At 73.0% G+C, this 25,057-nt stretch carries 23 protein-coding genes; 9 read left to right on the top strand and 14 right to left on the bottom strand.

All coding sequences use genetic code 11. The annotated features are described in order from the left end of the window. Position 1: 1 nt before the first annotated feature. Positions 2–1,171 carry a DUF4185 domain-containing protein gene (locus tag EV378_RS01650; RefSeq protein WP_243653215.1) on the top strand — a complete coding sequence of 390 codons (1,170 nt, stop codon included), beginning with the start codon at positions 2–4 and terminating at the stop codon, positions 1,169–1,171. Here the strand turns inward: EV378_RS01650 and EV378_RS01645 are convergent. Then, complete coding sequence (locus EV378_RS01645; RefSeq protein WP_132420991.1) at positions 1,149–2,027, bottom strand: LLM class flavin-dependent oxidoreductase; 879 nt, start codon at positions 2,025–2,027, stop codon at positions 1,149–1,151. The genes EV378_RS01650 and EV378_RS01645 overlap by 23 nt on opposite strands. Before the next feature lie 9 nt (positions 2,028–2,036). After that, positions 2,037–2,453: a MarR family winged helix-turn-helix transcriptional regulator gene (locus tag EV378_RS01640; protein WP_243653214.1), complete on the bottom strand. Its 417-nt coding sequence runs from the start codon at positions 2,451–2,453 to the stop codon at positions 2,037–2,039. Between the two features lie 51 nt (positions 2,454–2,504). Between EV378_RS01640 and EV378_RS01635 the strand changes: the two genes are divergently transcribed. Continuing rightward, positions 2,505–3,116 (top strand): TIGR03086 family metal-binding protein, encoded by a 612-nt coding sequence (locus EV378_RS01635; protein WP_132420989.1) that lies wholly within the window; start codon positions 2,505–2,507, stop codon positions 3,114–3,116. A 7-nt stretch (positions 3,117–3,123) separates the two neighbouring features. On the opposite strand, the gene EV378_RS01630 is transcribed toward EV378_RS01635, so the two are convergent. Both EV378_RS01630 and EV378_RS01625 read right to left on the bottom strand, forming a co-directional pair. Continuing rightward, positions 3,124–4,239: a hypothetical protein gene (locus EV378_RS01630; protein WP_132420988.1), complete on the bottom strand. Its 1,116-nt coding sequence runs from the start codon at positions 4,237–4,239 to the stop codon at positions 3,124–3,126. A 102-nt stretch (positions 4,240–4,341) separates the two neighbouring features. Beyond that, on the bottom strand, positions 4,342–4,803 hold the full coding sequence (locus tag EV378_RS01625) for a MarR family winged helix-turn-helix transcriptional regulator (RefSeq protein ID WP_165922099.1): 462 nt from the start codon (positions 4,801–4,803) through the stop codon (positions 4,342–4,344). A 129-nt stretch (positions 4,804–4,932) separates the two neighbouring features. Here EV378_RS01625 and EV378_RS01620 point away from each other — a divergent pair, with 129 nt between their 5' ends. The 3 genes from EV378_RS01620 to fmdA all read left to right on the top strand — a co-directional run bounded on the left by EV378_RS01620 (position 4,933) and on the right by fmdA (position 7,641). Next, positions 4,933–5,964, top strand: coding sequence for a substrate-binding domain-containing protein (locus EV378_RS01620; protein WP_132427227.1), 1,032 nt, complete (start codon positions 4,933–4,935; stop codon positions 5,962–5,964). Between the two features lie 71 nt (positions 5,965–6,035). Next, on the top strand, positions 6,036–6,320 hold the full coding sequence (locus EV378_RS01615; RefSeq protein WP_132420986.1) for an FmdB family zinc ribbon protein: 285 nt from the start codon (positions 6,036–6,038) through the stop codon (positions 6,318–6,320). A 67-nt stretch (positions 6,321–6,387) separates the two neighbouring features. Then, the gene (gene fmdA / locus EV378_RS01610) at positions 6,388–7,641 is read left to right on the top strand and encodes a formamidase (protein ID WP_132420985.1); all 1,254 of its coding nucleotides are present in this window, start codon (positions 6,388–6,390) and stop codon (positions 7,639–7,641) included. Positions 7,642–7,750: 109 nt separating this feature from the next. Here fmdA and EV378_RS01605 read toward each other — a convergent pair whose 3' ends face one another. The 4 genes from EV378_RS01605 to EV378_RS01595 all read right to left on the bottom strand — a co-directional run bounded on the left by EV378_RS01605 (position 7,751) and on the right by EV378_RS01595 (position 13,490). Then, positions 7,751–8,977: an acyl-CoA dehydrogenase family protein gene (locus tag EV378_RS01605; RefSeq protein ID WP_132420984.1), complete on the bottom strand. Its 1,227-nt coding sequence runs from the start codon at positions 8,975–8,977 to the stop codon at positions 7,751–7,753. A 75-nt stretch (positions 8,978–9,052) separates the two neighbouring features. Further along, the gene (locus tag EV378_RS36985; protein ID WP_424511228.1) at positions 9,053–9,244 is read right to left on the bottom strand and encodes a putative leader peptide; all 192 of its coding nucleotides are present in this window, start codon (positions 9,242–9,244) and stop codon (positions 9,053–9,055) included. A 176-nt stretch (positions 9,245–9,420) separates the two neighbouring features. After that, complete coding sequence (locus tag EV378_RS01600; RefSeq protein WP_132420983.1) at positions 9,421–11,472, bottom strand: DEAD/DEAH box helicase; 2,052 nt, start codon at positions 11,470–11,472, stop codon at positions 9,421–9,423. A 332-nt stretch (positions 11,473–11,804) separates the two neighbouring features. After that, a complete protein-coding gene (locus EV378_RS01595; protein WP_132420982.1) occupies positions 11,805–13,490 on the bottom strand; it encodes a sigma-54-dependent Fis family transcriptional regulator in 1,686 nt (561 codons plus the stop codon). Between the two features lie 141 nt (positions 13,491–13,631). Between EV378_RS01595 and EV378_RS01590 the strand changes: the two genes are divergently transcribed. Next, positions 13,632–15,092 carry a flavin-containing monooxygenase gene (locus tag EV378_RS01590; RefSeq protein ID WP_132420981.1) on the top strand — a complete coding sequence of 487 codons (1,461 nt, stop codon included), beginning with the start codon at positions 13,632–13,634 and terminating at the stop codon, positions 15,090–15,092. A gap of 59 nt (positions 15,093–15,151) precedes the next feature. Here the strand turns inward: EV378_RS01590 and EV378_RS01585 are convergent, their stop codons facing one another. Further along, entirely contained in the window at positions 15,152–15,514 is a 363-nt protein-coding gene (locus EV378_RS01585) for a tetratricopeptide repeat protein (protein ID WP_132420980.1), read from the bottom strand. Then, entirely contained in the window at positions 15,511–16,461 is a 951-nt protein-coding gene (locus EV378_RS01580; protein WP_132420979.1) for a DUF5996 family protein, read from the bottom strand. The genes EV378_RS01585 and EV378_RS01580 overlap by 4 nt, the downstream gene beginning before the upstream one ends. A 122-nt stretch (positions 16,462–16,583) precedes the next feature. On the opposite strand from EV378_RS01580, the gene EV378_RS01575 reads away from it, so the two are divergent. The 3 genes from EV378_RS01575 (at position 16,584) to EV378_RS01565 (ending at position 20,150) form a co-directional block, all read left to right on the top strand. Next, on the top strand, positions 16,584–18,455 hold the full coding sequence (locus EV378_RS01575) for an AAA-type ATPase lid domain-containing protein (RefSeq protein ID WP_132420978.1): 1,872 nt from the start codon (positions 16,584–16,586) through the stop codon (positions 18,453–18,455). 134 nt (positions 18,456–18,589) lie between these two features. Further along, complete coding sequence (locus EV378_RS01570) at positions 18,590–19,636, top strand: alcohol dehydrogenase catalytic domain-containing protein (RefSeq protein ID WP_132420977.1); 1,047 nt, start codon at positions 18,590–18,592, stop codon at positions 19,634–19,636. A 100-nt stretch (positions 19,637–19,736) separates the two neighbouring features. After that, complete coding sequence (locus EV378_RS01565; RefSeq protein ID WP_165922098.1) at positions 19,737–20,150, top strand: cupin domain-containing protein; 414 nt, start codon at positions 19,737–19,739, stop codon at positions 20,148–20,150. 57 nt (positions 20,151–20,207) lie between these two features. Here EV378_RS01565 and EV378_RS01560 read toward each other — a convergent pair whose 3' ends face one another. From EV378_RS01560 to EV378_RS01545, 4 genes are read right to left on the bottom strand one after another with little or no spacing between them, the layout of a single operon-like run. Then, positions 20,208–20,843: a TetR/AcrR family transcriptional regulator gene (locus EV378_RS01560; protein ID WP_132420975.1), complete on the bottom strand. Its 636-nt coding sequence runs from the start codon at positions 20,841–20,843 to the stop codon at positions 20,208–20,210. A gap of 12 nt (positions 20,844–20,855) precedes the next feature. Continuing rightward, entirely contained in the window at positions 20,856–22,166 is a 1,311-nt protein-coding gene (locus EV378_RS01555; protein ID WP_132420974.1) for a phytoene desaturase family protein, read from the bottom strand. Continuing rightward, complete coding sequence (locus EV378_RS01550) at positions 22,163–23,746, bottom strand: class I adenylate-forming enzyme family protein (protein ID WP_132420973.1); 1,584 nt, start codon at positions 23,744–23,746, stop codon at positions 22,163–22,165. The genes EV378_RS01555 and EV378_RS01550 overlap by 4 nt, the downstream gene beginning before the upstream one ends. Before the next feature lie 9 nt (positions 23,747–23,755). Continuing rightward, on the bottom strand, positions 23,756–24,961 hold the full coding sequence (locus EV378_RS01545) for an acyl-CoA dehydrogenase family protein (RefSeq protein WP_132420972.1): 1,206 nt from the start codon (positions 24,959–24,961) through the stop codon (positions 23,756–23,758). Positions 24,962–25,057: the final 96 nt, after the last annotated feature.

The following is a 25,057-nucleotide window of genomic DNA, read 5'->3' as shown; positions in this document are numbered from 1 at the left end:
GGTGTCGCGTGTAACCCGCCGGGCGGTGCTCGGCGCGCTGGGTCTCGGTGCGGTGGGCCTGCTCGCCGGGAACGTTCTGCCGGTGGACGTCGACGTCGTGGGGCGGCCGACCGCGGACCGCCCGCCGGCACCGATCAGGGCGATGCGCGCCGAGCACGTCGGCTGGGTGACCGGCGCCGGGTCGGCCAACCGCACGGCGCAGGCCGGGGTGGCGGGCACCGACCTGGGCATCATGTGGGACGACGGCACCGGCGACGTCCTGGTCGCGTACGGCGACACGTTCGGGCGGGGATGGGCGGGCCACGGCGGCGAGGCGTGGCCCGGCTGGACGCGCGAGCAGGCGGACTGGCGCAGCAACGTGCTCGCCCGCTCCACGACGACCGACCTGTCGAAGGGCCTCACGCTCGACTCCTGGATCACCGACGTGCCGGGGCACGCCCGCCAGGTGATCCCGCGCGACCACCGGCCGGGCGTCCGCGAGTACACCGTCATCCCGACGTCGGGCATCGCGATCGGTACCCGGAACCTGATGTCCTACATGTCCGTGCGGCGCTGGCACGACGAGGGCGGCCGCTGGGACACGAACTACGCGGGCATCGCCTACTCCGACGACCGCGGCGCGACCTGGCACAAGCCGGAGTCGGCGCAGTGGGCCAACACGCCGGACGGTGGCCAGGGCTGGCAGATGTGCGCGTTCGCCCGCGAGCGCGGCCGGCTCTACGTGTTCGGCACCCCGAACGGCCGGTGGGGCCCGGTCCGGCTGTCCCGCGTCCGGGAGGACGACGCGCTCGACCTCGCCGCCTACGAGCAGTGGACCGGGAAGGGCTGGACCCGCGACCAGGCGCGGGCCGTGCCGGTGATCCCGGCGCCGGCCTCCGAGCTGTCGGTGATCTTCCACGAGCCCACGGCGCAGTGGCTCGCCGCCCACTTCAACGAGGCTCTGCGCGCGATCGTCGTGCACACCGCCCCGGCCCTCACCGGACCCTGGTCGCGGCCTCGCGCGGTCGTGACCGACCGCGACTTCCCGCAGCCGTACGGGGCGTTCTTCCACCCGAGCTCGGCCACCTCCGCGTCGCCGTACTTCCAGATGAGCCAGTGGGGCGAGTACAACACCCGCCTCATGCGCCTGGACATCGAGACCGATCGGCTCAGCTCCGCAGCGGCGCGATGACCTGTTCGGCGAAGCGCAGCACGGGCTCGGTCGACGTCGGGTGCCCGAAGTCCATCACCACGTGCCGCACGCCGCGCGCGGCCTGCCCGGCGAGCTCGTCGACGAGCTTCTCCGAGTCCTCGTCGGACCCCGGCAGCGCCCGCTCGAGCGTCACCGACACCTCGATCGACGCCGGGTCCCGGCCCGCCTGCTCGGCCGAGCGGTGGACGATGTCCATCCGGCGCCGCCAGTCCTCGTCGGTGCCGCGGGCCGGGGCGTTCCACATGTCGGCGAGTCGTCCGACGAGCGGCAGCCCGACCTTCTCGCCCGCCGCGCCGATGCACACCGGCGGGACGGTGTCCGGCAGCGGTGGTGCGGCGGCCCCGTCGATGCGGTAGTACCGGCCCTCGAACGAGGGATCCGGCTCGGTCCACATCAGACGGCAGATCCGGACGACCTCCTCGAGCTGTGCGAAACGCACCGATGGCTTCGGGAAGTCGTAGCCGTACGCGGCGTACTCGGCCTCGCGCCAGCCTGCTCCGATACCGAGGACGAACCGGCCGCCGGAGAGCACCTGCAGGGTCGCCGCCATCTTCGCGGTCAGCGCCGGCGGGCGGTACCCGTGGCCGAGCACGTGGTGGCAGAGCAGCACGTTCTCGTGCCGGGCGGCCAGCCAGGTCAGCGTCGTCCAGGCCTCGAGGAACGGGTCGGTCTTCTCGTCGAAGCCGTAGAAGTGGTCGGCGAGCCACAGCGAGTCGAAGTGCGGCAGCGCGGTCGGCAGGATGTGGCGGTCCTGGAACTGGGCGATCGGCTGATGGTCGCTGTGACGGTTGCCGACCGCGGGCGACAGCCATCCGAACCTGAGATCGTGCGGCACGCGGGCAGCCTAGGCCCGGCCGGTCAGTCGCTGCAGCGCACCGAGCAGCACGGCCCGTTCCTCCGCGGTCAGAACGGCGAGCCGCCTCTGCTCCTCGCGCCGGATCGCCGTCCGCACCCGCTCGCGCACCTGCCTGCCCTCCTCGGTGAGGGTGAGGACGCGAGCGCGACGGTCGGCCGGGTCCGGATCGCGCCCGATCAGGCCGCGGTGCTGCAGGTCGTCGAGGACGGGGATCAGGCGCGTCTTGTCGGCACCGATGGCGTCGGCGAGCACGGACTGGCCGCGGACCGGCTCGTCGGCGAGCCGGCTCAGCACGATGTAGGCCCACATCGAGATGCCGTGCTCGTCCAGGATCGGGGCCTCCATGGCCAGCAGGTCACGGCCGAGGGGGACCACCATCGCGGCCAGGTCGGGGCGGTCGGTCACCGGTGGATCATATCCGTTGACAGAACGTCTGCACGCGTAGACAGTAAGCATATGCCTACTGATTCGCTGCAGACCCTGCTCGACCGGGATCGACGTGCCGTGCGGGCGTCGATCGACGCGCTCGCCTCGTGGCGGCCGTCGGAGAACGACCCGCCGACGCCGTGCGCCGGATGGCGGCTCACCGACCTCGTCGCCCACATGACCGTCCAGCAGCGCGGGTTCGCCCGCGCTCTCGCCGGTGAGCGGACCATGCTCGCCGATTGGGAACCGGTCGTGCACGACGACCCGCTCGGTGCCTACCGCGAGTCCTGCGCCGTGGTGCTGGACGTGCTGGACACGCGGGTCGACCCGGACGCGCCGGTCCTGCTGCCGGAGATCCGCGACGAGCCGATCCCGGCCGGGATGGTGGTCGGGTTCCATCTCGTCGACAACGTCGTGCACGCCTGGGACGCCGCCCGCTCGCTGGGCGACGAGCCGAAGGTGGACGACGACGCGGTCGTCGCGGCGCTCGAGGTGGCCCGTGCCGTGCCCGACGGCGACGCCCGCGGGCAGGAGGGTTCGTCGTTCGGCCACGGCCTGCCGGTGCCTGACGGCGCCGACCCCTGGACCGAGATGCTGTCGCGCCTCGGCCGCGACCCGGGATGGACCCCGGCCGGAACGTGACCGGCCGTCAGTTCACCGTCGCCGCGACCGCCGCGGACAACCGGCAGTTCTCGCCGTCGGTGGCGAAGCCGGGCTTGTCGCCGGACAGGTCGATCTGCGGGACCGACTCGGCCCCCTGGCCCGCGGCCGTCGTCGAGACGTAGACGAGCTTGTCCCCGGTACGGACCAGCGCGCCGGCCGACGCCGTGCCGTCGCCCGTCGTGCAGAACGCCTCGTCGCCCGCCTGGATCTCCTCGCCGAGGTAGCCCTCGGTGGACACCGAGACGCCGTTGCCCTGGTCCTGGCTGCTGCCCTGGGCGGTCTGCTTCTCGGCGGCGAACCGCTGGGCGGCGTCACCGCCCTCGTAGCGGGCGATCCGGACGAGTTTGCCGTCGGAGGAGTCGGAACCCCAGCACGTCGGGGCATCGGCCAGTACCCGGGAGTCGAGGGCGGCGCCGGCCAGCCCACCGAGGCCGCCGAGCTCCACCAGGTCGTAGTTCCCGCCGAGGGTGCCGTTGACGTCGTCGGCCGTGACGAACGAGCAACCCGCGCCCGCGCCGGCCAGCGAGGTGCCGCCGGTCACGTCGCTCACGAAACCGGACAGCGCGCGGTACGCGAGATAGCCGCCACCGACGAGCACGACCAGCACGACGCCGACGACGATCAGAGCGATCCGGCCGCCCTTGCCCTTCTTCTTCGGCGGCTTCTGCAGCGGCGGGGGAGGCGATCCGGCGGCGTTGGGCGGGGCCTGCCCGGGCGGCGGGCCGTACGCGAACCCACCGGACGGCGGCGCCTGGCCGGGAGCGGGTGCGTCGGCCCGCGCGCCCTGGTGGGGGCCGGCCGGACCGCTCGCCCCACGGGGCGGGACCTGCCCCGGGGTGCCCTGCCCGTATCCGGCTCCCTGCGGCGGCGCACCGTACTGCTGGTTGCCGTACTGCGGCGCTGCGTACCGCGGGTCGCCGTGCGGGGGAGCGCTGCCGTGGTGCGGCGGCCCGTACCCCGGAGGCCCGTATCCCGGAGGCCCCTGCGGCGGGCCGTAGCCGGGAGGTCCCTGCTGCGGCCCGGCCGGATACCGGCCTCCCTGCGGCGGGGCCGGGTACGACCCGTCGGGACGGCGGCCGTCGGCACCGGGCTGCTCGGTCATGGCGCTCCTCGGATGGCGGCAGGGTCTTCGGTCCTGCTCGCGTCGGCCGGGAACTCGGTGATCGAGGTCGTTACGTTTCAGTCAGATCGGGCGTGACACGGCTCAGACCGGGTCGGCCACACCGGACAGGCGCGCGGAGATCCGGCGCAGGGCGTCGTCGAGGACCTCGGCGTCCGGTCCGAGGACGTCCCGGACGTCCCGCTGCGCCGCCTCGGTGGCCGCGTTCCACCCGTCGAGAACCTGACGGCCTCTGGCGGACACGGCGATCAGGACCCGTCGACGATCCTGCTCGTCCGGCCGCCGGATGACCAGGTTCGCGGACACCATCCGGTCGACGAGCTTGCTCAGGCGCGGCGCCAGCATCAGCGTGTGCTCCGCGACGACGGTCATCGGGCATCCGCCACGCTCCGCGAGCAGGTGAAGGATCCGCCACTGGTCGATGTCGGAGCCCTCGGCGCGCAGGGCGTCGTCGAGGAGCTGGGTGAGCGTGCGCTCCACCGCGGACAGCAGACGGAGCGACTCGTCGGTGTCCGGACGCATCCGGTCCGGCGTCTCTGCCGTCATCGACAGCCTCATCCGTCCGTTCGGCGCTGATGCGGTCCCCGACCGCGTCGATAGCGTAGCCGCATGTCTCCGGCGGCGGCAGCGCAGCGGCTGGCCGTGCCACCTGCGCGCGACCCGGACGTGCTGACGATGGCGCTCGTCGTGCCGCTGCAGGGGCCGGCCGGGATCTTCGGGCCGTCCTGCGAGAGCTGCGCGCTGCTGGCCATGGAGGAGATCAACGCGGCGGGCGGGGTGCTCGGTCGCGAGCTGCGCCTGGTGCCGGTGGACGGCGGGGCGTCGCCGGAGCGGGTCGCCGTCGACGTCGACGCGCTGGTCGGCGCCGGAGCGGTGGACGCCGTGACCGGCTGGCACATCTCGGCCGTGCGGGAGAGTGTCGCCCCGGCCATCGCCGGTCGCGTGCCGTACGCCTACACCGCGCTCTACGAGGGCGGCGAGCACCGCCCCGGGGTGTTCCTCACCGGCGAGACGCCGGACCTGCAGCTGGGGCCGGCGCTCGACTGGTTCGCCGACTCGGCCGGCGTGCGGCGCTGGACGATCGTCGGCGACGACTACGTCTGGCCCCGGCGCTCGGCGCGCACCGCACGGGAGTACCTGCGGCGCATGGGCGGGACCGTCTGCGACGAGATGTACGTGCCGCTGGGCACCACCGACTTCTCCGGCGTGCTGCGACGGGTGGAGGCCAGCGGCTGCGACGCCGTGCTGATGCTGCTGATCGGCGACGACGCGGTCGCGTTCAACCGGTCGTTCGGTGAAGCCGGTCTGGACCGGGAGATGCTGCGCTTCAGCTCGCTGATCGACGAGAACGTGCTGCTCGCGTCCGGAGCGGACGGGACGCGGGGCCTGATGACGTCGGCCGGCTACTTCGAGGACCTCGCGACGGCGTCCGGGCTGGACTTCGCGGCGTCCTACTTCCGCCGCTTCGGCGCCGACGCTCCGGTGCTGAACAGCCTGGGCGAGTCGTGCTACGAGGGCGTGCGGATGCTGACCGAGCTGATGCGCCGCGCGGGCTCGGCCGAGGTGCGCCCGATGACGTCGGTGGCGGAGGGGCTGGCCTACGAGACGCCGCGGGGGACCGTCGAGGTACGGGACCGCCACCTGCGTCAGCAGGTGTTCCTCGCCGCGGCCGACGGGCTGGTCTGGGACGTGATCCAGCAGCTCTGAGGTGGCGTTGACACATGCGCGGGCCGTTAGTACTTTCCCTGGAAATCATTTCCGAGAACGAGGTGCGGACGATGGCGAGGTACGCGTACCGCTGCCCGGCCGACGGCGACGTCGAGGTCGGCCGCCCGATCGGCACCGCGCCGTCGTCCGTCCCGTGTCCGACGTGTGGTGGCACGAGCCGGCGGGTGATCACCGCGCCGATGCTCGGCCTGGCCGACCCGTCGCGCACCGCCCTGATCGACCGCACGGAGGCGACCCGGTCCGAGCCGGCCGTCGTCTCCTCGTTGCCCCGCCGCCCGGCGGGACGCCCTGCAGGCCAGGCCGATCCGAGGACCCGTCTGCTGCCCCGGCCCTGATCCCGTTCCCGCCCGTCCGACGCCGGCCCCGGCGCCGGTGCCGGTGCTGTCCACACTGGAGTGACCCATGCCCGAGGTCGTGTTCCCGCTCGACTCCACGAAGTCCTTCACCGACCAGCGGATCGTCGGCCACAACCGCTGGCACCCGGACATCCCGGCCCAGGTGCACGTGAAGCCGGGCGACTCGTTCCGCGTGCACTGCCGTGAGTGGTTCGACGGCGCCATCCACAACGACGACTCCGCCGACGACATCCTGAACGCCCCTCTGAACGGCGTGCACGTGCTGTCCGGCCCGATCGCCGTCGAGGGCGCGCAGCCGGGCGACCTGCTGATCGTCGACATCCTCGACGTCGGCCCGATCCCGCAGGAGGACTCCGGTCCGCTGGCCGGCCAGGGCTGGGGCTACACCGGCGTGTTCGCCACCAGCAACGGCGGCGGCTTCCTCACCGAGCAGTTCCCGGACGCGTACAAGGTGATCTGGGACTTCCAGGGCGGCGTCGCGACGTCCCGGCACGTGCCGGGGGTGTCGTTCACCGGCATCGTCCACCCCGGACTGATGGGCACGGCGCCGTCGGCCGACCTGCTCGCCACGTGGAACTCCCGCGAGGGCGCCCTGATCGCGACCGACCCGAACCGCGTCCCGCCGCTCGCACTCCCGCCGCAGCCGGACTCGGCGATCCTCGGCAGCCTGTCCGGCGCCGACTTCGAGCGCGCCGCCGCCGAGGCTGCCCGGACCGCGCCTCCGCGGGAGAACGGCGGCAACCAGGACATCAAGAACCTCACCCGCGGGACCCGCGTGTTCTACCCGGTGTTCGTCGACGGCGCGAAGCTGTCCATGGGCGACCTGCACTTCTCCCAGGGCGACGGCGAGATCACGTTCTGCGGTGCGATCGAGATGGGCGGGTTCATGGACCTGCACGTCGACGTCATCAAGGGCGGCATGCAGACCTACGGCGTCACCGAGAACGCGATCTTCATGCCCGGCCGCACGGACCCGCAGTACAGCGAGTGGCTGGCGTTCTCCGGCACGTCGGTCACGCTCGGCGGCGAGCAGCGCTACCTCGACTCGCACCTGAGCTACCAGCGCGCCTGCCTGCACGCCATCGACTACCTGACGCAGTTCGGCTACAGCGCGATCCAGGCGTACATGATCCTCGGGGCGGCGCCGATCGAGGGCAGGCTCTCCGGCGTCGTCGACATCCCGAACTCGTGCTCGACGGTCTACATCCCGACCGAGATCTTCGACTTCGACGTCCGCCCTGGCAAGAACGGCCCGCACCAGGTCGACCCGGGCCAGGGCGTTCCGAGGTCCGCGGGCTGAGGGCCGCCCGATCCCGCTGACATGGCGCTCATGGCTGTTCGATCATGGCCCGGGCAGCCGTGAGCGCCATGTCAGCCGGATTTCCGGGGCCGACGCCCGCGAGGCCCGGTCAGCGGCGGCCGGCGGACCATGCGTAGGGGAGCTCGGTGCCGTTGAGCAGCGTGTCGCCGACCGAGCGCAGCTTGTAGATCAGCGGGTTGTGCACCGAGATCGTGCGGGCGTTGCGCCAGTGCCGGTCCAGGCGCAGCGTCTCCGAGGTGATCGACGCGCCGCCGACCTCGAACAGCTGCGTCGTCGCGTCGAGCACCGACGGGATCACCACGGCCTGGGCGCGGGCGACGTCGAACTCCACGCGGTCGAGCAGGCCGGGGTCCTCGCTGTCGGTGGCGAGCAGATGGTCGAGCTGGTCGGCGACGTCCAGCACGAGCGTGCGCGCGGCGTACGCGGCGGCCGAGAGTCGGCCGATCACCTGCTGGACGAGCGGGTCATGCCGGGGGAGATCCGCGGCGGCGTGGGTGAACGAACGGGTGCGGTCGCGGACCCAGGCGGACACGTCGTCGGTGGCGCGCTGGGCGATGCCGGCGAGCACGGCGAGCTGCACCAGCTGCAGGTACGACGTGCCGTAGGTCCGTCCCGGTGTCCCGTAGCCGGCGCCGAGGTGTCGGTCGGCGGGGACGGCGACGTCGTCGAACTCGGTGGTGCCGCTCGCGGTGAGCCGTTGCCCGAAGCCGTCCCAGTCGTCGTGCTGGGTGACGCCGTCGGCGTCGGCGTCGACGAGGACGTGGATCCGCTCGCCGTCCCGGTCGGCGGCCACGACGATGTGGTCGGCGTAGAGGCTGCCGGTGCTGTAGTACTTCGTGCCGGACAGCCGGAAGTCGTTCCCGTCCGGCGTCACCGTCGTCGCGTAGCGCTCGATCGCCCCGACACCCGGCTCGGAGATCGCGTTCCCGACGAGCTTGCCGTCGGCGATCGTCCGCAGCCAGCGGTCCCGCTCCGGGCCGGGGGCGGCGAGCAGCTGGTCCTCGACGAACCACCAGTGCACCCGCAACGCCTGCGGCAGGTTGGACTCGGCGGCAGCCAGGTCGACGAGCAGCCGGAACAGCTGGCGCACCGATGCGCCGTAGCCGCCGAGCTCGACCGGTAGCCGGAGCGCTCCGAAGCGCGCCGCGTTCAGCTGGGCGACCTCGTCGTGGGCCAGCGAACGGTCCTGCTCGCGCTGCACCGCGCCCCCGGCGATTCGCGCGAAGACGGGTGCGAACACCTCGTCGAGCTGCGCGTCGGACCAGCCGTGCGCGGTGGAGCCGTGGGTGGTGTCAGGCGTGACGGTCGTGGTCATGGGACGTCCTTTCGATCGCGAACGGCGCAGGCCGAAGCGCCCGCGACGGTCGCGGCGTCGGCAGGGGAGAACGGGTCAGCGACAGAGGGCGGAGGCGACACGCGCGAGGTCGATGTGCCCGCGCGTGGTCAGCGACGTCGGGCCGATCACCCGGCGACCGTAACCCGCACGCTCACCCGGCCCAAGAGTTCCGCGGCCACGTCCTGCCTGGTGAGAGCGTCGGCAGTGGCAGTCCGGACAGGCCGGCGGGTCCGACCGGCCCACCATGATCAGCGGAAGTGGCACCGACATGCCACAGGTGGCGCGTTCCAGCCGGTCCCGCTGATCATGATCGCATGGGAGGCGCGCTGCCCGGTCGAGATCGGCGCGAGCGGCACCACCACGCCACGGGTGGCACGTCTCGACCAGTCCCGCTGATCATGGCCGGGCCCCGCAGGCGACCGTCACCCCTGATCGTCGGTGAGCGCCTCGGTCAACAGCGCGACGAGTGCCTCGTGCTGCACGTCCGCGGACGAGCCGACCTGCTCGCCGGACCCGTCGAGGGCCTGGGCGGCGAGGCCGGCCTTGGCGTCGATCAGGCCCGCGATCCGGGCGTCGATCGTCTGCGCCGCGAGGATGCGCCAGGCCGTGACGGGTTCGGACTGCCCGATCCGGTGGCTGCGGTCGATCGCCTGGGTCTGCTCCGCCGCCGTCCAGGACAGCTCGGCGAGCACGATGTTCGACGCGACCTGCAGGTTGATGCCGACACCCGCCGCGGTCAGCGAACAGACCGCGACCGCGACGTCCGGGTCGCCCGTGAACGCGTCGATGTTCCGCTGGCGGACGGCGTTCGTCTGGTCGCCGCGGATCGAGGAGAACCGGACGCCCTTGGCGGTGAACAGCTCCTCGGCGGCGTCCATCACGTCGACGTGCTTGGCGAAGAACACGACCTTTCCCGCGCTGCGCGCGAGCTGCACGGCGTAGTCGGCGGCCAGCTCGGCCTTGGCCCGCCCGATGCGGCGCATCATGGCGAACACGTTGTCGCCGTTCGGGGACGACTCGGCGTCCTTCTGCTCCCACCGGGCGACCTGGCGGACGAGGTCGTGGTCGATCCCGTCGAGCGATCCGGAGCCGCGCGCGACGAGGGCGTCGGTGTAGCGCTGCACCATCCGGTGGGCGAGCTCGCGCTCGGCGGCCCGGATCGAGCGACCGTCCGGCCCGTCCAGCTCGACAGGGAGGTCGGCGATCCGGCGTGCCGGGATGTCCGCGGCCACGTCGACCTTGCGGCGGCGCACGATGCCCTGGTTCACGACGCTGCGGCGGGCGGCCGCGTCGAAGCCGGCGTCGGCCGGGTTCAGGCCGGTCTCGGTGAGCGCGTCCATCAGGTCGGCGCGCGGCTTCTTCCCGTCGATCCAGCCGAGGAACTGCCAGATCGCGAGGAAGTCCTCGATGTCGTTGATCAGCGGGGTACCGGTCAGCGCCATCATCAGCGGCCGCGCGGTGAACGCCCGGATGCGGTCGGCCAGCTCCAGCACGTGCCGGGAGCGCTGCGAGGACTTGTTCTTGATGAAGTGCGCCTCGTCGACGACCATCCCGCGGAACCCGAAGTCGCCGAGCCAGCCCTGGTGGCGGTCGAGCACCTCGTAGTTGATCACGACGATGTCGGCGAAGCCGTCGACCGTGTTCCCGTCGCCGTGGATGGCGGTCGCCTTGCGGCGGGGAGTCCAGATCCCGGCCTCGCGGACCCAGTTCGTCTTCACCACGTTCGGCACGACGACGAGCAGCGGGTAGGCGTTCGCCGCCTCCGCGGCCAGCAGTGCCTGCGCGGTCTTACCCAGCCCCGGCTCGTCGGCGAGCAGGAACGTCCGGTGCCCGGCCGAGGCGGAGGCGACCAGCCCGGCCTGGTGCGGCATGAGCTCCTGGCCGGCCCTCGTCGTGCGACCCGCTGGTTCGGGGAGCGTCATGCAGGCCGACGCGCCGGGGGCGGCGCGCTCGAACGACCGGAGCAGCGGGCCGAGCAGCTCCCACCCGGTCAGCGGCGTCGGGCGCGGCCCGGCCGGCCGGGGCGCCGAGAAGTCGGGGGCGAGGAACGGGTTGGCCATCTGCCGGGACACCACCGACTGCGGCACCACCTGCGGTTTCGACGGGGTCGCGAACGGCGTCTCGACCGGCGCCGGCGCCGCTTCCTCCTCGACCGGGGCCTCGACCCCGGCCTTGCGCAGCATGTCGCGGCGCATCGAGCGGGCCGCGTCGGAGACGACGGCGTCGTCGTCCAGCAGCGCCAGGAGCCCCTGGTCACGGACCGAGGCCATGGCCAGGCTCCGTGCCGTCTCGTCGAGGCGTTTGAGCCGCTCGGTGCGCTGCCGCTCGCCGATGGCGTCGTCCGCCCGGACGCGCACGCGTTCCTCGCGCAGCATGAGGGCGGCGGCCTGGAACTTGGTCCGGGTCGTGCCCGTCACCCGGCCGTTGCGCAGGGCGGACTGGATCTCCTGGACGGTGCGCCCGAGTACCGACATCACATCGTCGGCGGGACGACGGTCCCGGGGGGCGCCGCGGCGAGCCCGCGTCTGGGGCCTGCCTCGTCGAGCCACGTACTACTCCTTCTCACCGACCGCGGAGGCTCGCCGCACAGGCGGCCCCGTCGCACACGGGTCGACGGCCGGTCGCGCGTGCGACCCGACCCTCGGGGGTCTACATGAGATCCCACCCGCGGAGGGCCGGACGTCTCGGACTCGGGACGTGCCACCGGTCCAGGCCCTCATCACACTGCCGTGCACGACGGGGGTCGGATCTCGCCTCTCATCATACGCACGTCGTCGCCGATCCGGTGATCCAGACCCGCCGGATTTCAGCCCGTGATGCCGTACTGCGCGATCTTGCGGTAGAGCGTGGAGCGGGCCAGGCCCACCGCCGCGGCCGCCGCGGCCCTGTTCCCGCCGGTGTCACGCAGCGCCGCGACGATCGCGTCGCGCTCGGCCGCCTCGACCGGACGAAGCGCACCGCGCGGCGCGCTCTGGCACGACTCCGGCAGGTCACCGACGTCGAGCACGCCGACCGGACGCCGTCGCAGCGCGACCTCCAGCGCGTCGCGCAGCTCGGCGACGTTGCCGGGCCAGCGGTGCCGGGCCATGGTGCGCATCGCGTCCGCCGACAGCCGGGCGTCCCGGCCGGGGGCGAGCTCGGACAGCAGGTCCGTGACCAGCGACGGCAGGTCGCCCGACCGGTTCCGCAGCGGCGGTACCGTCACCGACCGGCGTAGACGGGGAAGCAGGTCGGCGAGCCACGGACCGCTCCGCGCGGCGTCGGTGACGGTCGCCGCCAGCCGGGCCCGCGAGGAGCGCAACGCCGCGGTCAGGCCGGCGGGCGCACGGTCCCAGCGGTCCGCGTCGGTCAGGACGACGAGCGCCGACGGGGCGAACGACCCCACCGGATCACCGGAGCCGATCTCGACGACCGGGCCGCCGGTGTGCAGGTCACGGAGCAGCCGCCGACGTCCGCTGCCCGGTTCGCCGACGACCAGCAGGGGAGTGCCCGCCCGCAGCGCATCGCCCGCAGCCGTCCTGGCCGACCGCCACGCGGGGCTCCCGCTCGTCGGCTCCGGGAGGGCGAACCCGTCGGCCTCCCGCAGCACGGTGACCACCGCGACGAGCCCGTCGACCGAGCTCCCGGCCGCGACTGTGGTGCCACGCATCCGGACGCGCACCCCGGACGGCAGGTCGACCCGGTCGTCGACGCCGGGTCCGCGCGCCATCCGGAACCGGGCGTGCTCCTGCAGCGCGGCGAGGTCACCGGGGTCCAGCAGCGTCTGCAGCACGGTGTTCGCCAGCACCGCCCGCCGCCCGACGGCGAGCACGGCGCGCCGGGACCGGGCGTCGACCCGGGTGTAGAGGTCGAACACGGCCTGCTGCCCGGTGTCCCGGTCGCGCAGCAGCGCGTCCTGGATCCGTTCCGCGGCCGAGCGGACCAGCGATCCCAGGATCGGCGACGAGTGCTCGACCCGGCAGCTGACGTCCAGCACGCCCTCGATCCGCCCGGTCAGCGGGTCGCGCACCGGGGCCCCCGCGCACGCGTAGGGCTGCAGCGCCTCGACGAAGTGCTCGGCGCCGACGACGTGGATCGACCCGCCGGACTCCAGCACGGTGCCGACACCGTTCGTGCCGACCTCGCCCTCGTCGTAGCCGAACCCGGCGGCGAACCGGTTCTCGTCCGCGGCCCTACCGATCTCCGCCGACGTGTCCAGGCGGACGAGCAGGCGGGCCCGGTCGTCGGTGAGTACGACGCACACCGGCGCGCCCGCGGTCTGCTCGGCCAGCTGCTCGATCACCGGACGGGCGCAGCGCACCAGCCGCGAGTCGGTGTCCAGGTCGGGGTGGAACCGGTTGGTGACGGTCTCCGGGACGACACCGCGGGCGATGCTGCGCCGCCACGAGGCCGCGACGATCCGCGGGATTCCCGGCAGGTCCGCGTCCGGACGGTCCAGCAACCGGGCCCTGGCCGTCGTCAGGAGCTTCCGACGAGCAAGCACATCACCCATGCGGCACCTCCCTGTGGCCCCACTCACACTAGGTGACGCCCGTCAAGGACGGAACCGTCCGAACATCGGACAGGAACGGTGACCGGCGGCCGACCTACGGTCACCGACGAACCGTCGTCGTCGACCTCAGGAGAACCCGCCATGACCGAGCACGTCGACGTCCTGATCATCGGGGCCGGGGTCTCCGGGATCGGCGCCGCGCACCGCCTCCGGACGCAGTTCCCGGACCGCACGTTCCTCATGCTGGAGGCCCAGGAGGCCCGCGGCGGGACGTGGTGGACCCACCAGTACCCCGGCGCCCGCTCGGACAGCGACCTGTTCACCTACGGCTACCGGCACAAGCCGTGGCGCGGGAAGTCCATCGCCGCGGGCGGCGCGATCATGGAGTACCTCGACGAGGTCATCGACGAGGACGGGTTCGCCGACCGGATCCGCTACCACCACCGCGTCACGGCGCTGAGCTGGTCGTCCGGGGAGAACCGGTGGACGGCCGACGTGGAGCGCACCGACACCGGTGAGCGCCTGCAGGTCACCGCGACGTTCCTGTGGATGTGCCAGGGCTACTACAACCACGACGACCCCTACACACCCGAGTGGCCTGGCACGGAGCGCTTCGAGGGCACGATCGTGCACACGCAGGCGTTCCCGGCCGACCTCGACTACGAGGGCAAGAAGGTGCTCGTCATCGGCTCCGGCGCGACGGCGGCGACCGTCGTCCCGGCGATGGCGCGCTCCGCGTCGCACGTCACGATGCTGCAGCGCTCGCCGTCGTACTGGTTCCCGTCGCCGACGACGCACGAGCTCGCCGCGATGCTGGAGCCGCTGGATCTGCCCGACGAGTGGACGCACGAGATCCTGCGCCGCCAGTACATCACCCAGTACGACTGGCTCGCCTCCGCGTCGCGGGACACGCCGGCCGAGGCCCACGAGTTCCTGATGGAGACGATCAAGCCGCTGCTGCCGGAGGGCACCGACGTCGAGAGGCACTTCACGCCGTCCTACCGCCCGTGGCAGCAGCGCATCGTGATCGTCCCGGACGGCGACTTCTTCGAGTCCATGCGCGACGGGACGGTCTCGGTGGTGACCGACACGATCTCCGAGTTCACCGAGAAGGGGGTCCAGATCTCCTCCGGCGAGGTGCTCGAGGCCGACGTCATCGTCACCGCCACCGGCTTCAACCTGGCCGTGCTCGGCGACATCCCGTTCACCGTCGACGGCGAGGCCGTCGACTTCTCCCAGCGCGTCACCTGGCGTGGGCTGATGATCTCCGGCGTGCCGAACATGGCCTACGCGTTCGGCTACTTCCGGCACAGCTGGACGCTGCGCGTCGACCTCGTCAACGACGTCGTCGAGCGGATCTTCGGACGGATGGCCGAGCGCGGCGCGTCGGTCGTCGAGCCGCAGCTGCGTCCCGGCGACGAGGACATGCCGCTGCTGCCGTGGGTCGCCGAGGACAACTTCAACGCCGGCTACGTGATGCGCGGCCGGGACAAGATGTTCCGCCAGGGCGACCGCGACCCGTGGACCCACATGCACGAGCACGACCACGAGCGCGCCGTGCTGCCGGAGGCCGACCTGGACGACGGCCTGACCTACCGCTGACCACCCGCCCCGGTGTGCGAGCAGCGTCGCTCGCGCACCGGGGCGGGGACCGCCGTCGGTCAGGCGGCGATCCGGGCCTCGAGCGCGTCGAGGCGCTCGCGGTACTCGGGCCGGTCGGACATCGCGGTGACGAGCCGCAGATGGCTCAGCGCCCGGCCGGTCTCGCTCTGCCGTTCCAGCGTGCGGGCCAGCAGGAACCGCGTCCAGACGTCCGTGGGCTCCTGCTCGACCAGCGGCTCCAGCACGTCCCGGGCACGGGACAGCTGGGCGGAGTGGAAGTAGCCACGGGCCAGCAGCAGCTCAGCGGCGCGGTCGCCGTCGAGCTGCGGCCGCACGGCCTCCAGGAGCCCGACGGCGAGCAGCGGGTTGCCGACGTCGAGGTAACCCTCGGCGAGACGGACCTGGTCGATCGTCGTGTTCACCGTGTGCCTCCCTCTCCGAGCGGGTCCGTGCGACCCGCCCCGCAGTCCAGTCGGTCGACGTCCCACCCCGCGCGGGTCGCCCCGGCGCGGTAGGCGCTCTCGTAGAAGTCCAGTGCGGCCGCGCGGACGTCGCCGGTCGCGCGGGCGTCGGACAGCCGCAGCACGGCCAGATGGGCTCCGCGGGCCGGGACCCACGACGCCCCGGCCGGTGTCAGCGGGTCGTCGGCGAGGCCGTCGGGCTCGGGCGCGGTGTAGGAGTAGAACGCGGGTTCCTGGGTGTCCGGGTCGCCGAACCAGAACCCGAAGCTGATCACCTCCTGCGAGTACGCCTCCCGCGTCACCGGGTCGGTGGCGGCGGTGAAGTCGACCGTGCGGTCGCCGAAGCGCGTGACGGCCAGGTCGAACGTGTGCCAGAAGTGGTGCACCGGGCTGGTCTTGCCGGAGTACCGGGCCGCGAACTCCTCGAGCAGCAGGTTGACCTGCCCGAGCAGCCGCCAGTACCGGGTCACCGCCTCCGCGTCGTACGTCGCGTGCTCGGTGTCCTCGGCGAACGGCCTGCCGGCGTCGGGCAGGTCGAACGGGTACGGACGGTCGATGCGCACGTCGAGCCCGAGCGCCTCGATGCCGTCGGTGAGCGAGGTGAAGAACCCGGCCACCGAGAGCCCGACGAGCGGGAACGACCAGCGTGGCCCGTCCGCCGTCGTCAGGTCCAGGCGGTGGTCCAGCAGATCCAGGTCGATCGTGAAGATCCGGCCGTCACCCGCGCTCATCGGGCGGGTGGTGAGGCCCCGTCCGGTCAGGTGCAGCGGCACGTTCCACCAGTGGTTGCGCCGGTGGCTCGCGGCCAGGCGCACCTTGCCGACGATCTGCGCGAACCGGTGCAGCGTCTCGCGGGTCGGTGTCCACGAGTCGTACGGCAGGTCGGGGAAGGGCGTCGTCTCGGTCATGGCTGCCGTCCTCGTTCGGAGTCGGTGACGTGTCACTCATCGAACCTAGGTGATGTGTCAACTATTCCCCGGCGCCCGCTCGGACCTTCTGGGAAGCCGGGGACCGCCCTAGCCTGGAGCGCGTGGACGCTCTCGGTGTCGAGGCCGCACGTCGCCGGTTCCGGTGTACCGGCGACGATCTCGGAGGGCTCGCCGCCCACGTCCGCCCGGACGTGTTCGCCTCATGGGAGCGCTCGGCCACGGCCGGGGTCGACCTGCGGAGGGTCGCCGCGCGCTTCGTCGGTCACGGGGCGCACCCGTCGGCCGTCGCCGAGGCGGACCTCGAGTTCGCCGCGTTCGCCGCGCTGAACCCGGACGCCCGGTGCTCGCTGGCGCTGGTCGGGGCGGACGACGTCGTGCGGCTGCGCCACGACGGCGACCCCGTGCTGGCCGGGCTGCTGGACGCCGTGCTGTTCACGCCCGGTTACTGCGTCGGCGAGGACCACGTCGGCACGACGGCGGTGGCGCTCGTCGCGCGGACCGGGCGCCCGTCGCGGGTGGACGGACCGGAGCACTACCACCCCGAGCTGACCGGGCTGTCCGGCTGCGCCGCAGCCGTCGTCCGCGACGACGGCGGCCCGCCGGACGCGGTCGTCGTGCTCGCCCACGCGTCGGCCGCGGAGTCGCTCGGGCTGCCGCTCGCCCGGATGCTCGCCGAGCGCGTCGCCGAACGGGTGCGGTCGCGACGGCACCGCCGGGCGCGCCTGGTCCACGAGCGCTTCTCCACCCTGTGCGACGACGGCGCGGAGTGGGTCGTCGCGACCGACGGCGCGTTCGTACTGACCAGCCCGGGCGTGCGCCGGCTGCCGACCCCGGATCAGCAGAGCCTGACCGACCTGGCGCTGGCGAGCGTCGTGCTGTCCGAGCGCCGGGACGCCGAACGGCACGTCGACCTGCCGTCCGGGCGGTGCGCGGACGTCGCGGTCAGCCCGATCGTGCTCGACGACGAGGCGGTGGGCTGCCTCGTGTCGGCGACCGCGGCCGCCGAGCGCCGGGTCAGTGTCGTGCCGGAGGCGGTGCGCCGCCAGGGCTCGCACGTCGCGCCGACCGCGCGCCGCGACTACGCCGCCGACCTGCGCTCGTCCGGCGGCACGGACCGCGCGCACGCCGAGGCCCGGATGCGGGCGAACCGCGAGCTGCTCAGCCCGTACCTGCGGGCGCGGCACGAGGTCGCGGCCGGCGTCGGGCAGCGCCGTCACCAGCTGCTGATCGGCGAGACCGGGGTGGGGAAGCGGACGCTGGCCGCCGAGCAGTTCCGGCGCGCGTTCCCGACCGGCGTGGTCCGCGACGTGGACTGCTCGGCGATCGGCGACTCGGCGGGCGCGCCCGACCCGCTGGCCACGGTCGCGCGGGAACCGGAGGACCGGCCGCGCCTGCTGGTGCTGCGCCAGATGAACCTGCTCAGCCCGGTCGCCGCCCGGCGGCTCGACGAGTCGCTGCGCACGCTCGTCGCGATGCCGAACGGGCTGATGGTCGTCGGGTGCGTGGACAGCGCGTCGGTGGACGCGACCCGGCCCTACGGCCTACTGCTGCGCCACTTCCACGAGACCGTCCGGGTGCCCGCGCTGCGCTACCGTGCCGACGAGCTGGGCGACATCGCGATGCGGATCCTGCACGGGCTGTCCGGTGGCCGGTCGCTGCGGCTGAGCCTGCAGGTCATCCGCGTGCTGGAGGGCTACGCGTGGCCGGGGAACGTGCGCGAGCTCGAGGACGTGCTGCGCTACGTCGTCGCCCGCAAGCCGGTGGGGGAGATCCAGGCGCCCGACCTGCCGTCGTCGTGCTTCGCGAGCCGTGCCCCGCGGATGTCGATGCTCGAGACCGCGCAGTGCGACGCCATCATCCAGGCGCTGTACGAGTCCCGCGGGAACCGCTACAAGGCGGCTGCGATGCTGGGCATCGCGCGATCGTCGCTCTACCGCAAGATCGACGCGTTCGGGATCAGCTACATCGGTTGAGTGTCCCGTACCCGGGTCAGTGATCGACTTCTCGACGACGCGGCGGGGCCGGACAGTCCCAGAACGGGACAGTCACCTGTGAGCGGGGTAACTAGCGTCGGTCGGGCCGACGCTCACCCCCACGGAGGTCCCAGATGAAGGCACTCGTCTACCACGGCCCGGACAGCAAGGCCTGGGAAGACGTCCCGGACGCGGCGATCCAGGAACCCACGGACGTCGTCGTGAAGGTCGACACGACCACGATCTGCGGTACCGACCTGCACATCCTGCAGGGCGACGTCCCGGCCGTCACCGACGGCCGCATCCTCGGCCACGAGGCGGTCGGCACGATCACCGAGGTCGGCGAGGCGGTCCGCGGGTTCTCCGTCGGCGACCGCGTGCTCGTCCCGGCGATCACGAAGTGCGGGCGTTGCGAGTACTGCCAGCGCGGCATGCCGTCGCACTGCCAGACGGTCGGCGGGATCGGCTGGATCTTCGGGCACCTGATCGACGGCACGCAGGCCGAGTCGGTGCGCGTGCCGTACGCGGACACGTCGCTCTACGCCGTCCCGGAAGGCGTCACCGACGAGCAGGCGATCTTCCTCGCGGACTCGCTGCCGACCGGCTACGAGGTCGGCGTGCTGGCCGGCGGTGTCCGGCCGGGCAACACGGTCGCCGTCGTCGGCGCCGGTGCGGTCGGGCTGTCCGCGGTGCTGACCACCGGCCTGTGGGGCGCGTCCAAGGTGATCGCGATCGACTCGAACAAGTTCCGGCTGGAGAAGGCGCTCGAGTTCGGGGCCACCGACGCCGTCGAGGTCGGGCCCGGCACGGTCGGCGACGTCACGGCGCTCACCGACGGGCTCGGCGTCGACGTCGCGATCGAGGCCGTCGGCTACCCGGAGACGCTGCTGACCGCCGCCTCGCTGGTGCGGCCGGGCGGGACGATCGCCAACGTCGGTGTGCACGGCACGCCCGTCGAGATCCCGATGCAGGACATGTGGATCTCGAACGTGACGCTGACGATGGGCCTGGTGGACACCGTCTCGATCCCGACGCTGCTGAAGATGGTGGCCAGCGGGCGGATCCCGTCGGAGAAGATGGGCACGCACTCGTTCACGTTCTCCCAGATCGACGAGGCGTACGACGTGTTCAAGAACGCCGCCGCCAACCAGGCGCTCAAGGTCGTGATCACGCCGGGCTGACGCCGCGGGCTGCCGCGCCGGATCGTGTATGTCGGATACACGGTCCGGCGCGGTTTTCTTTGATGGACGCGCACGGTCGGGACCGCCGAGACTCCGGCACATGACCTTCCACGTCCGCGCGCAGGACCAGCCCGTCGTCGACCAGGGCGACGCGGGCGACGCGGCGTGGATGGCGGCCGGCGGCGACCCGCGCGACCGCGGACGGCTCGTCGAGCTCGTCAACTCGTCGCTCGTGGGCTCCGAGCGGCTCATGGTCGGGCTGGCGTGGCTCGGTCCCGGTGAGGTGCACCTGCTGCACCACCACCCGCACGCCGACGAGTGGTACTACATCGTCGGCGGCTCGGCGGAGTTCGTCGTCGGTGACGAGGTGATCCGCGGCGAGCCCGGCTCGGCTCTATGGATCCCGAGGTCGACACCCCACCGGATCCACAACGACACCGGCGAGACGCTCGAGTTCCTGTGGGGCTTCGACCGTCCGCGCCTGGACGCGGTGGGGATCGTCTGGGACGAGTGATCCGTGGAACGGCCGGGTGTCACGTCGTCCGCGTCGAGCGCCGCAGGCAGGACGGTGTCAGGGACGCAGCGCGTGCAGCACCATCGACTGGGCGACGGCGATGACGCCCTCGATCGGGCCGCGCTGCGCGTCCCACCACTCGACGGTCCAGTTCAGCGAACCGAGCACGATCATGCGCCCGACCGACGGGTCGACGTCGGCGCGCAGCTGGCCGGCGGCGCGCAGGTCCTCGACCAGCCCGCGCCAGATCTCGTAGTAGCCGCCGATCTCGGTGATCGCGGCGCGGCGGAACTCCTCCGGGATCTGGTTGGCGTTGCGGACGACGGCGCGGGCGTAGTCCGAGAGCTCCAGTTCGTGGCGCAGGTGGGCCTCGACGGCGGCCGCGATCCGGTCCGTCGGCGTCGCCGTGTCCGGCAGCTCGGCGAGCGTCCGTTCCAGGAAGGCACGCATGGACGCGGCGCCGGAGCTGATCACGGCCTCGATCAGGTGCTCGCGCGACGGGTAGTAGTAGTAGATCGCCGGTGCCTGGACCTGGGCCCGCTCGGCGATATCCGACAGCCGGGTCCCGGCGAACCCCTTCTCGGCGAGGACGGCCGCGGCCGCGTCGAGGAGCCGGGCGTGGGTGCGCGCGGACTTGGTCTCCGTGGTGCCCGTGTCCTCGGCGTCCACCGGCTCCACGGTTCTGCGCGTCACCACCTGAGCCTGTCAGGCGCGCGCGGGCAGCGGGTACGCGGCCCGGATCCGGTCGACGACGAGCTTGGCGGTCTCCGCGCAGGCCGTCGTGCCGCCGTTGGCGTACTCCTTCACGCCGTCGCCGACGTTCCAGAGGTTCGGGACCGGCGTGTCCGGCGGCAGGTCGTAGCCGGCCACGGCGCGCTGCGGCGGCCACCCGTCGCGCATCACAGCCGTGGACAGGACGCGTGCCTCGTCGAAGCCCGGCACCTCCTTCCGTAGGTCGGCCAGGAGCCGTTCGGTCTCGTCGTCGGCGTCGAACGCGCCCACCGACGGCGTCGGGACGGACGCGCCGACGTAGAGGTGCCACCCGGGCGGCGCCATCTCCGGGCACGTCTCGGTGAACGACGCGACGTAGCAGAGCCGGTCGGTCGTGGAGAACAGCAGCAGGCCCGGCACGTCGAGCAGCCGCTCCCGGCTGGCGAAGTTGACGGCGAGCATGGCGCACGGCCGGTCCGCGGCCCGGACGCGCTCGCGGTAGTCGGCGGGCAGGTCGCCGTCTCCGAGCAGTGCCGCGGTGGCGGCCGGGCCGGTGTCGCTCACCGCGACCGTGCAGGTGATCTCGACCGGCCCGCCGTCGCGCTCGACGGTCGCGCCGGTCACCCGGCCGTCGGAGACGTGCAGCGCCGAGACCTCGCTGGACAGCCACACCTCGCCGCCCCGGGCGGTGATCGTCTCGGCGAGCGAGCGCCAGATCCCGATCGTCCCCTGTGGACAGAAGCCGAAGCGCTTGAACGCCGAGCGGCGGGTGAAGTAGGTGAGGAACACGCGCGCCGGGAGCTCGTCGGAACCGACCGCGAACACCGACGCGCACATGTTGCGGAACACGCCCTGCACGGCCTCGCTGCGCGAGTAGCGCGCGACCCAGTCCGCCGTGGACAGCTCCTCACCGGGTAACGCGTCGTCGTCGGTGCGGGCGGCGCCGATGCCGCTGAGCAGCTTCGCCCCCTGCCGGGTCAGCGTGGACAGCAGCACGCCCCAGCCGCCGCGGGTGACGTCGAGGTTGCGGCCGCCGACCCGGTAGAGCACCGGGACCGACGGGGTGCGCACGTCGAACTCGGCGCCGACCTCGGCGAACGTCTCCTCGGTGATCCCGCCGACCTCGATCACGATGGCGCCGTCGTTGACCGTGAAGCCGTCGACGTCGGTGCTCGACGCGCGACCGCCCACCTTGTCCATGCGCTCCACGACGAGCGTGCGGTACCCGGCGTGGGCCAGGCGCGCGGCGGCGAACAGGCCGCCCGCCCCCGCGCCCACCACCAGGGCGTCGAACGTGCGGGTCACGGGATCAGCTGCTCTCGGAGCACGTACTTCTGCACCTTTCCGGACGGGGTGTGCGGCAGGTCGTCGACGAAGAACCAGCGCACCGGCACCTTCGACGGCGTGAGGCGGGACATGCAGTGCGCGGCCAGCTCCTCGTCGAGCCCGTCGGGAGCGGGTTCGTGGGTGCGCACGGCCGCGGCGACGATCTCGCCCCACTGCTCGTCGGGCAGGCCCAGCACGGCGGACTCGGCGACGGCCGGGTGCGCGGCGAGGGCGATCTCCACCTCGGCCGGGGACACGTTCTCGCCACCCCGGATGATCAGCTCCTTCAGTCGGCCGGTGAGCGTGATCATGCCGCGCTCGTCCATCGAGCCGAGGTCGCCGGTGTGCAGGAACCCGTCGCGGTCCACTCCTGCCGCCGTGGCCTCCGGGTCGTCCACGTAGTGGATCATCTGGTTGTAGCCGCGGGCGCACACCTCGCCGACCTCCCCGAGCGCGACGACCTCGCGGGTCGCGGGGTCGACGACGCGGGCGTCGGTGTGCGGCAGCGGGCGCCCGACGCTCGTCGTCAGGTCGGCGTGCGAGTCCGTGCGCCGGGTCAGGCAGAGCACGGGGGAGAGCTCGGTCTGCCCGTAGAGGTTGTGCACGTGCGCACCGAACGTCGCGTGCGCGGCCTCGATCATCGGGCCGGGTGCGGTCGCGGCGCCGACCAGCACGGTCTCCAGCTGCGGTGCCGGGCCGTCCTGCTTCCCGGCCGTCGCGACGAGGGCGCCGAGCACGGTCGGGACGCTCATCAGCACGGTCGCGCCCTCGGCGCGCATCGTCTCCAGCACGGCGACCGGCTCGAACCGCTCGATCAGCACCATCGTGCCGCCGAGGAACGCCGGGCCGAGCGTGGAGATCACGCAGCCCGCCGTGTGGAACATCGGCAGCGGGGCGATCGCCACCGGGGCGTCGCCGATCTCGGCGGCCAGCATGGTGAACCGCGCGTTGTTGACCAGCGAGCGGTGCGCCAGCAGCACGCCCTTCGGGTGCCCGGTGGTACCGGACGTGAACTGGATCATCGCCGGGTCGTCCGGACGGCTGCGCTCCTCAGGCGCCGGCGGGGCACCGTCGAGCGGCTCGGACAGCGACCGGACGTGCCGCAGGCCGGGCAGCGCGGGGGTGACCTCCGCCGCCACCGCCGCCATGTCGTAGCCGCCGACCCGGTCGGCGTGCACGAGCACCGTGGCGCCGGAGAGCCGCAGCGCGTGCTCCAGCTCCGGCGGCCGCAGCGCCGGGTTCGGCGCGACGAGCACCATCCCGGCCAGCGCCGCCCCGTACTGCACGATCGGCCACTCGGCGACGTTCGGCGCCCACAGCGCCACCCGCTCGCCGGGTTCGGCCAGCTCCAGCAGCCCGCCCGCGGCCCGTTCGGCCGCGTCCAGCAGCTCGGCGTAGGTCCAGCGGCCGGACGTGCCGTCGTGCCGGGTCGCGACGAGCGCCGTCGTGTCCGGGCGGTCCGCGGCCTGCCGTCGCAGCACGGCGCCGACGGTCTCCTCGGCGATCTCCGGCGTGCGCTCCGCGGTCCACTCCGACCGCGATCGCGTGGTGGTCGTCATCCCGGGCTCCTAGTAGGACGCCGGCAGGCCGAGGCTGCGCTGCGCGACGAAGTTGAGCACCATCTCCCGGCTGACCGGGGCGGTCTTGAGCATCCGGGCGACGAACCAGAGGTCGGCGAGCCCGTACTCGAGCGCCATCCCGTTGCCGCCGTGCGTCTGCATGGCCTGGTCCAGCGCACGCAGCGACGTGTCCGCGGCGACGAACTTCGCGACGTTCGACGCCTCGGCCGCGTCCTCGCCGGCGTCGAACATCTCGGCGGCGCGGAACGCCATCAGCCGCGCGGACTGGGTGCCGATCCACGCCTCGGCCAGCGGGTGCGCGACGCCCTGGTGCGCGCCGATCGGCACGCCCCTCCACACCGTCCGGTCCCGCGCGTAGCCTGCTGCCTTGTCCAGCGCGTAGCGGGCGATGCCGTTCGAGATGCAGGCCGCCGTGATCCGCTCCGGGTTGAGGCCGGCGAACACCTGCCGCAGCCCGTGCCCCGCCTCGCCGATCAGCGCCTCCTGGCCGACCGGCACGTCGTCGAGGAACACCGTGAACTGCTGCTCGGGCTGGCGCAGCGCGGCCGGGATGAGCTGCCAGGTCAGGCCGGGCGAGTCGGTCGGGACGACGAACAGCGACAGCGGTCGCCGCCCGCCAGCGCCCGGATCGGTGTCGATGCCCGCCCCGCCGGCGCTCCTCTCGGCGTCACGGGCCACGACGAGTACCGCGTCCGCCTCGTCGATTCCGGACGTCCAGTACTTCGTGCCGCGCAGCCGCCAGCCCTCGCCGTCGGGGTGCGCGGTAGTGGTGATCTCGTGGCTGTTCGAGCCGGCCTCCGGCTCGGTGATCGCGAACGCCATCGTGAGGCTGCCGTCGGCGATGCCGGGCAGCCAGCGCCGCTTCAGCTCGTCGCTCCCGTGCCGGGCGATGATCGACCCGCAGATGGCGGGGGAGATGACCGTCATCAGCAGCGGGAGTCCCTGCGCGGACATCTCTTCGACGACGACGGCGAGGTCGGTCATGCCCCCACCCCCACCTCCGTACTGCTCGGGGAGGTGCACGCCGAGGAAGCCCGCGGCGCCGAGCTCGGCCCACAGCTCGGCCGGCTCGGTGTGCGTGTCCGAGCACCGGCGGAAGTAGTCGTGGCCGTACCGGCCGGCCAGCTTCGCGACGGCGTCGCGCAGCGCGGCCCGCTCCTCGGTGTCGCCGACGATGCTCGAGGCGGCGGTCATGGTGTCCCCTTCCGGTGCGGCCGGAGCCGCGTGACGGGCGCGGTCGTGGGCCCCGGCGGTGCGGACCGGTGGCGCGGGTCGCGGTCGTCCGACGCG

It is taken from the genome of Pseudonocardia endophytica (assembly GCF_004339565.1).
GTDB classification, from domain to species: Bacteria; Actinomycetota; Actinomycetes; order Mycobacteriales; family Pseudonocardiaceae; genus Pseudonocardia; species Pseudonocardia endophytica.
This window is presented reverse-complemented; position numbering and strand designations above follow the sequence as displayed.